This is a genomic window from Bacillus sp. FSL K6-0268 (genome assembly GCF_038005425.1).
GTDB classification, from domain to species: domain Bacteria; phylum Bacillota; class Bacilli; order Bacillales; family Bacillaceae_G; genus Bacillus_A; species Bacillus_A thuringiensis_S.
Genome location: NZ_JBBOTF010000011.1, coordinates 1 through 6,958 on the forward strand (window position 1 = coordinate 1; position 6,958 = coordinate 6,958).

The window sequence follows — 6,958 nt, forward strand, 5'->3', positions numbered from 1 at the left end:
GCTAGCAGTAGCTAGGCATTTTTTGCGGTAGCAAAAAAACAAAGGGGGATTGGGGGTAACCCCCGACAAGCTGTATTTGCGCCACGAAGTGGCTAGCAAATGCGACGCTTGCCAAATCCCTTGCGCCGATGATAAAATTGGAGATATTAAGACCAATTTTGAATGGCGCTTCCGTTGGAAACGGAATGAAGGGATGGGATTTGATGAGTGAACAAGATAAAGATATGGCTAGCAATTTACAGAGAGGCCCGAACCGGAAAGAGTGCAGACAAATCAGTTTTCGTGTAAGTGAGGACGAATATGTAAAGTTGCAACAGTCAGCTGAAACTTTGCATTTGAGTGTGCCAAACTTCGTAAAGAAAAAGGCACAGGGAAGTCGCTTAGTTTCTCCGAAATTTGATAAAGAGACGAGACAAATCATTGCTAGGAATTTAAGTCAGATGGGAAACAATATGAATCAAATTTCAAAATATTGTCATACGAATAAGGATGGAAATATAGATTGGCAACGTTTAAATTACAATATTGAACAACTACGAAAAGAAGTGAGCGAGTTATGGCAACAACTAAATTAGGAAACACAAAATCAGCAAGCAAAACAATCAATTATGCGGAAAAAAGAGCAGTAGAAAAAAGTGGTCATAATTGTGATATTGAGTATGCCAAATCAAACTTTAAGGAATTGAGAATGCTGTATGGAAAGGATAATGGTATTCAGGCGCACACAATCATTCAGTCTTTTAAACCTGGAGAAGTAACACCAGAGCAAGCAAATCAAATTGGTTTAGAGCTAGCTAAATCTGTTGCAAAGAACTATCAAGTTGCTATTTATACGCATGCAGATACAGAGCATATACATAATCACATCGTGATAAACTCCGTTAATATCGAAAATGGCAAGAAGTATCATAGCAATAATAAACAGCGTGATTGTATAAAAAATGAGAATGATAGAATTTGTCAGGAACAAGGGCTTTCAGTAGTGCTAGAGAAAACAGCTTGTGTCCGTTATAGCGCAGCTGAAAAATCATTGTTAGAAAAAGGAAAAACATCTTGGAAAGATGAAATACGACAAGCCGTTGATATAGTGAAAACTCGTACGAGCGATTTAAAGGGACTCTCAGAGGTTTTAGGTGATTTAGGTATTGAAACTAAAGTAAGAGGCGGAACGATCTCTTATAAGCACCCTGAGGCTTTAAAATGGGTGCGAGGAATCAAGTTAGGATATGACTATGAAATAGGAGGAATTGAACGTGGCTTTGAGCGACCAATTAGAAAAAGTCAAACAAGAACACAATCCATTGATGGGAATGAATACAAGCGAACAACTGGGTTACAGAGTGAGAATATCGGAGATCGAACATCAGAACGAACTGATAGCACAGCGTATCGACCAATTAGCCGAAAGTATCGAGAAGAACAACAAACTCGTGAGCGAACAAATACGATCTGTGAACAAAATGAGCAAAAACAACAACGAGAGCTTGAACAACAGAGTCAAACAATTACAAGAAGCGAACCAAGTTTTGAGAGATAGTTTTACTGAAACTTTGAACCATTATTTCAAGCAAATGAATGAGAGTATTGGGAAGAATTTTGAGAAAAAGACAGATACACTTGTTACTGATTTTTATCACAAAATGTACCGAATAGAGCAAAAAACGCATGAAGTACAAAACATGCGAATTAAGACAAAAAAAATTGAAGAAGTGTGTGTCTCTGTGGTACAAGTCTTGTTATATGCTTTGATTGCAGTAATGATGGTAACAGGGTTAAAGTGGGGGATTTGGAATGTATTAGGGGTTTCTAAACTGTATGAGATGGTAACACAAACATTTGAATGGGGTTGGCTTGTGATGGCGATTCTGATGGGTGTGATTGGACTTGGTGCATTTATTTTTGCTTTTACGTTTGTAAAAGAGAAAGCCAATCATCGTAGTTTTTGAAGAAGTATATTCAAAGTCTTTAAAACAAATTGGTATATAGAACCAATTTGTGGAACGTTTATATTTAAACAATATTTACATGATATAATGATAGACAAAATCTTTTTAGATAATAAAAAACTCCCAAGAGCCTAGGAAACTTTAAGGGAGTTTTTTATTAATACAAATAATGGAGTTGTTCTTTAATAGATAGAATACATACTCTTCTAAATATGTATTCTATCATATTGAATATACTCCTTCTACAAATAAGGAGTGGAAATGTGAGTAAAAATATTATTAATTTTGAAGATGCGGAAAAAAAAGCTAAAAAAAGAGATTTGGAAATTGAATATAAAAATTTTGAGAAAGAATATAATAATGTTTCTAAAATAGAGTTAGAATCAGCAATGGAAACAGTGGTTAAAGCTACTGGTAAAGAATTATACATAGGAACTAAAAAAAGTCCTCAATCCAAGGTAAGGTTTGCTCAATTTATGCAAGAAAATTTAGGTTGGTTATATAAGAATAAATATTTAACAGATAGGGAAAAAATCTTTTTATCAGAAATTGTTCCTTATATCGCATTTTCTAGCAATTGTATTGTTTTAGATATAAAAGCAAAAACATCCGTTCCAGCAAATATTTCAGAAATTGCAAAGTTAATAGATGCAGCAAGACAATCTACTAGTACTGTAATAAATTCATTAGTTCGAAAAGGAATTTTATTTAAAGGGATTTCAGGTATTGAGGGTAATAATGCTAAAGCATATGCAGTTTTTGTAAATCCTCATGTTATTTATGCGGGTGATAAAGATTGTGTAAATGAAACATTACAAGTTATGTTTTATAAAGCTATGAAAATGAAAATTTTAAAAGATTTACCAAATAAGCTATTTTAAGCTGTATCAAATTTTGATACAGCTTTTTTAGGTTTAATTGATATTTATTTTCAATTCGTGTGTCACAAATTTGCGACACTAGTGTCACAAATTTGTGACACACGAAAAACTTTAAAACTACTGATATAACAACGTTTTTAGCACTTTTCAAAGTTCTTCTCTTCTCACTCTATATATATAGGGTTAAAAGTTCCGAAAGGAACAGGTAGTATTTTCCTCCGCTCTGCTCTTGAAAATCTCCACCTTCACGCACCAAAAAAGTTATATTTTATAACCTTTTTGGTGCGTGTCCTTGCGGAACTTTTTTCGGCAGGGAATTGTTTTTCGCCAAGCCGAACAGACCAAAAACGAGGAATTAGAGCATTCGACTTGGATTAGCAATTGTACCTGCCGAACCACCTGTTCTATCGTTCGGAAACTTCACTTATTTTAGAAATAGATACGTAAACCCTGGGGGCTAGCCCCCAAACCCCCAGCCAGCACTCACACCCAAAAACAAGGAAAACCGTTTCAAAAGGAACTGAGCACCCCTTGCTCGAATAAAAATCATAGTTAAGTGAATACAAAGCAGGGGGTGCTCAGTTGGAAAAAGCATACTGGAATCATGAAGTGGCGGAACGTTTACAAATGGGGAAAAGTACATTACGTCGTTGGTGTTTGGAGCTTGAAAAACAAGGATATATATTTTCAAAAGGAGAACAAGAAAGTAGAGCTTTTACAAAGCGGGACGTGCTCATATTAGAAAAAATAAAAGAATTACAAAGCGACGGTGAAAGGCTAGAATATGCGATTAAACAAGTAATAAGTGAGCAAGAACAAGCCTTGCTCACTCCACAGAGCACCCCTCGCCCAGTAGATATAGATTGGCAAGCAGAGAGAGCACAATTAAAACAAGAGTTATTGGCGGAAATTAAGCAAGAGTTGCTTAGTAGTGAGCAACGTATTTTTCATAGATTAGAAGACCGAGATCAATTACTTATGCAATATGTTCGAGAAATACAGGAAACAAAAAAGGTAATGGCAGCTGCTTCACAAAAAAAGTGGTGGCAATTTTGGAAGTCATAATGTCGGAAAAAGAAGAATAGATATATAACATACATACAATAAGGGAATGCAGGACAAATCAGTATACAAGCATTCCCTTGCTATGAAATATGTCAAATCGTTTGAAAAAATGAAGGAATAAAAAATATATGGATGTATGCATAATTTTATGCAAAAGAAAGAAGAATTTGACGAGGCATAGGGAAGCAAAACACCACATGGTATAAGGAATGTATAAAAATTTGCATAAAGAAAAAGAAAGAGAAAAAAGAAAACCCCTTACGAGAGTAAGGGGAGACCGTAGGATTTGCTACCGATAATAGGACGTTATGTTAACCTGATGTGAATATTTATACAAAACAAGCAGACGAGAATTCTCTCGTCTGCTTGTTTTGTATAAATCCTTGATATTATCGTTTTCTTACACTGATAATATTTCTAATAAGAACAATTTTGTTTTGTTAAAAATTTCATACTATGTAAAATAGAACATCTAGAACTAATTGGTTCTAATTACCAAATTATATTCCTGTTAAATTGGTGAAACTGTTGTATAAGGTTTACTACTGTAAAAAATCTCATAAGGAGCTATATACATGAAAAAATTAATTGTGCTACTAGGTATACTCCTTTCCTTAGGCATTGGTGTCTATAGTATTATACATACGAAGCAACAAAAGAGCGATAAATCAACTGTTACTTTTCAAAATCACTTAATTTCAATAAATCAACTAAAACAATTTTTGAATAATAAGACTGAAATTTTAGTGTATTTTTACCAAACAGATTGTTCGCATTGTCATACAGCATCTTCAATTCTTACTCCCTTGGTTAAAGAGATGAACATTGATATACAAATGGTTAATCTACAAAAAGAACCTGAATTTGTATGGAATGAGTTTCACATTAGCGGAACACCTACGCTTGTTTATTTTAAACAAGGAAAAGAAATTAACCGAGTAGAAGGTTTACAAACGAAATCATATTATCAACAGTGGTTTATTAAACATAAAATAAAACACTGAATAATCTTATTTAAAAATAAATGGATTATTCAGTGTTAGTTTAAAATTTATTTTTTATCTTTGAACAATATATAGCTTAATTTAAGTAATATATAATATACAGCAATACTTGTAATACAAATTATTATTACATTACGACAAATATCGATCCAAGATTCCCCCGGTAAATAATTAGTTAAACATATCTCCCCGATTAGCAAAATAATAAAAATATAGGTATGTCTCATTTAACTCAACACCTTACAAGCTTGTTTTTTACTACCATACTTCTCTACCAGGGTTTGGAATACATATCTACATGCAGCTCCTCCTGCAAAACCTGCAGCAGCACCAAATGGACCACTAACTAAAGCACCTCCAAAACCAGCAGCTGCAGCTACTCCTATACACGCTAAATAACTTGAAAAAATACATGCCCATTTTAAAGCAGCTTGGTTAATTTCTCTTTTTACTTTTTTAGGAATTAATTTTCCATTTTTATCTGCTGTTTCTGTCATTGCTAAACTAAGTTTTCCGTTGCTCTCTAACGAATACAAGTTAAAAGATGTGTTCCCATTAGAATGCGCTTCTTGCTTACTTATAAATTCAACATTATTTTCACTATTTACATAAAGATTATAATAAACGTCATCGGAAGCACCTTTTACATTTATTATACCCGTTGTTTGTCCATTTGCAGCAATTTCGTACTTAGAAACAATATTATCTTTTGATAAAGATAACTCAGTTAATGTATCTGATAAATTATTTACTTTATTTACATCAGACATTATAGTGATTTCAGCAGTATTATTATTCTCTTCAGCTGCAAAAGCTCTTAGACTAGAAGATATTGTAGTAAAGAATAGCACTACAGCTAGTATAGATAAAATTAGTTTATTCTGTTTTAAAGTCATAATAAAACTCTCCCTTGTTCTAATTTATTACATCTCAACTTTCAAGAAGTACTTCCTAATTCAAATCTTACATTTACAGGGAAAGTGAAGGATATGTAAAATAAATCCCTTTTTTGGTTAAATAGACCAAAAAAATACAGATTCCTTATAACATCACGTTTTTCATATTCTTGTCCTTAGCTAAAGGACAAGAATAAAACAATTAAATATTATTTTGTAATGAATATTTTTTATGTTTATACATAAATTTTTTTATATAAATAAATTTAAATCAAATTATCCTTACTATTTGTGTTCGTTGTATAGAAATCTATCATTCTCTCGACAAAAAAAAAGTACCCAAATAGATACCTCTCAATTGTATTTTCGTTTGCTTTTCTACATCCCAAAGTAACTATTTATGATCAACGGATTGAATTTGCTATTAAAAGGTTTTAGGATGTTAAAAATTCAGAGAAGTTATTGTTTGACCATGAAAAAAATTTTGATAGATTTGACAGTCTAATATTTGTTTTTTATCACGTCGTTTTCGAGAGAGCATAAACAATTGAAGAATCCCGACAACCTACTCTTTTAGCTGTATTTACTTGGGGTTCAGCCGAGATACGTGTAAAACTAGGTCATAGCAATACATTTTTTACCAAACGTTGTTTATCGGGGATATTTGTAACAAAAACGAACGTTTATGTTACATTTTGTATTTGAAAATATGAAATATCATAATCGTTGAACTAGATGTAACAAAATACTGTATCAAAAGTAATTCGTAACATTATTAGTAATAAGTCTTTTTGTTACGCCGAAATCCGATAATGGAAATAAAATACAGCTTATGACCTAAAATTACATGTATCTCGGTCGAACCCCTACTTCAGGTGAAAAATGTTTGCATATGATTTTAAAATATTAGATTCAAATGATTAAAATATATTTAAAAAAAAACGGATATATAATATCTGTCAACGGTAAGCGGAACAAAGTGAGCATTAAGGAGTTGACAGATTCACTACACCAAGACCCTTTTGTGTTTGTCAAACGGTACCCGTTTGGCCCTGCCTACTGGCGAGGGAGCCCCCTCAAAAAGTGAGGGGGTTGGGGGTGTTTTTTTATAGGGGGTCTGGGGAAGAGTTCCCCAGTGGGTTTGGGCAACGTCCAAGGTTTTTATG

7 protein-coding genes are annotated in these 6,958 nt (G+C 33.1%); 6 read left to right on the forward strand and 1 reads right to left on the reverse strand.

The window, feature by feature from the left end:
• Positions 1-203 precede the first annotated feature (203 nt).
• The 6 genes from MHI28_RS36030 (at position 204) to MHI28_RS36055 (ending at position 4,896) form a co-directional block, all read left to right on the forward strand.
• Positions 204-575, forward strand: coding sequence for a plasmid mobilization protein (locus tag MHI28_RS36030; RefSeq protein WP_340829669.1), 372 nt, complete (start codon positions 204-206; stop codon positions 573-575).
• Positions 557-1,537, forward strand: a complete 981-nt coding sequence (locus MHI28_RS36035) for a relaxase/mobilization nuclease domain-containing protein (protein WP_340829672.1) — start codon at positions 557-559, stop codon at positions 1,535-1,537. Before MHI28_RS36030 ends, MHI28_RS36035 begins: the two co-directional genes overlap by 19 nt.
• Positions 1,527-1,946, forward strand: a complete 420-nt coding sequence (locus tag MHI28_RS36040) for a hypothetical protein (protein ID WP_340829675.1) — start codon at positions 1,527-1,529, stop codon at positions 1,944-1,946. The genes MHI28_RS36035 and MHI28_RS36040 overlap by 11 nt, the downstream gene beginning before the upstream one ends.
• Before the next feature lie 263 nt (positions 1,947-2,209).
• Positions 2,210-2,827, forward strand: a complete 618-nt coding sequence (locus tag MHI28_RS36045; protein ID WP_340829678.1) for a MarR family transcriptional regulator — start codon at positions 2,210-2,212, stop codon at positions 2,825-2,827.
• A 582-nt stretch (positions 2,828-3,409) separates the two neighbouring features.
• On the forward strand, positions 3,410-3,892 hold the full coding sequence (locus MHI28_RS36050; RefSeq protein WP_340829681.1) for a DUF3967 domain-containing protein: 483 nt from the start codon (positions 3,410-3,412) through the stop codon (positions 3,890-3,892).
• Between the two features lie 575 nt (positions 3,893-4,467).
• Positions 4,468-4,896 (forward strand): thioredoxin family protein, encoded by a 429-nt coding sequence (locus MHI28_RS36055; protein WP_340829684.1) that lies wholly within the window; start codon positions 4,468-4,470, stop codon positions 4,894-4,896.
• Positions 4,897-5,123: 227 nt separating this feature from the next.
• Here the strand turns inward: MHI28_RS36055 and MHI28_RS36060 are convergent, their stop codons facing one another.
• A complete protein-coding gene (locus MHI28_RS36060; RefSeq protein WP_340829686.1) occupies positions 5,124-5,792 on the reverse strand; it encodes a hypothetical protein in 669 nt (222 codons plus the stop codon).
• Positions 5,793-6,958 lie beyond the last annotated feature (1,166 nt).

Bases quoted from the DNA above. Each gene is read 5' to 3' on its own strand.
- MHI28_RS36060 (WP_340829686.1), bottom strand. From the start codon at position 5,792: ATGACTTTAAAACAGAATAAACTAATTTTATCTATACTAGCTGTAGTG.
- MHI28_RS36030 (WP_340829669.1), top strand. From the start codon at position 204: ATGAGTGAACAAGATAAAGATATGGCTAGCAATTTACAGAGAGGCCCG.
- MHI28_RS36035 (WP_340829672.1), top strand. From the start codon at position 557: ATGGCAACAACTAAATTAGGAAACACAAAATCAGCAAGCAAAACAATC.
- MHI28_RS36055 (WP_340829684.1), top strand. From the start codon at position 4,468: ATGAAAAAATTAATTGTGCTACTAGGTATACTCCTTTCCTTAGGCATT.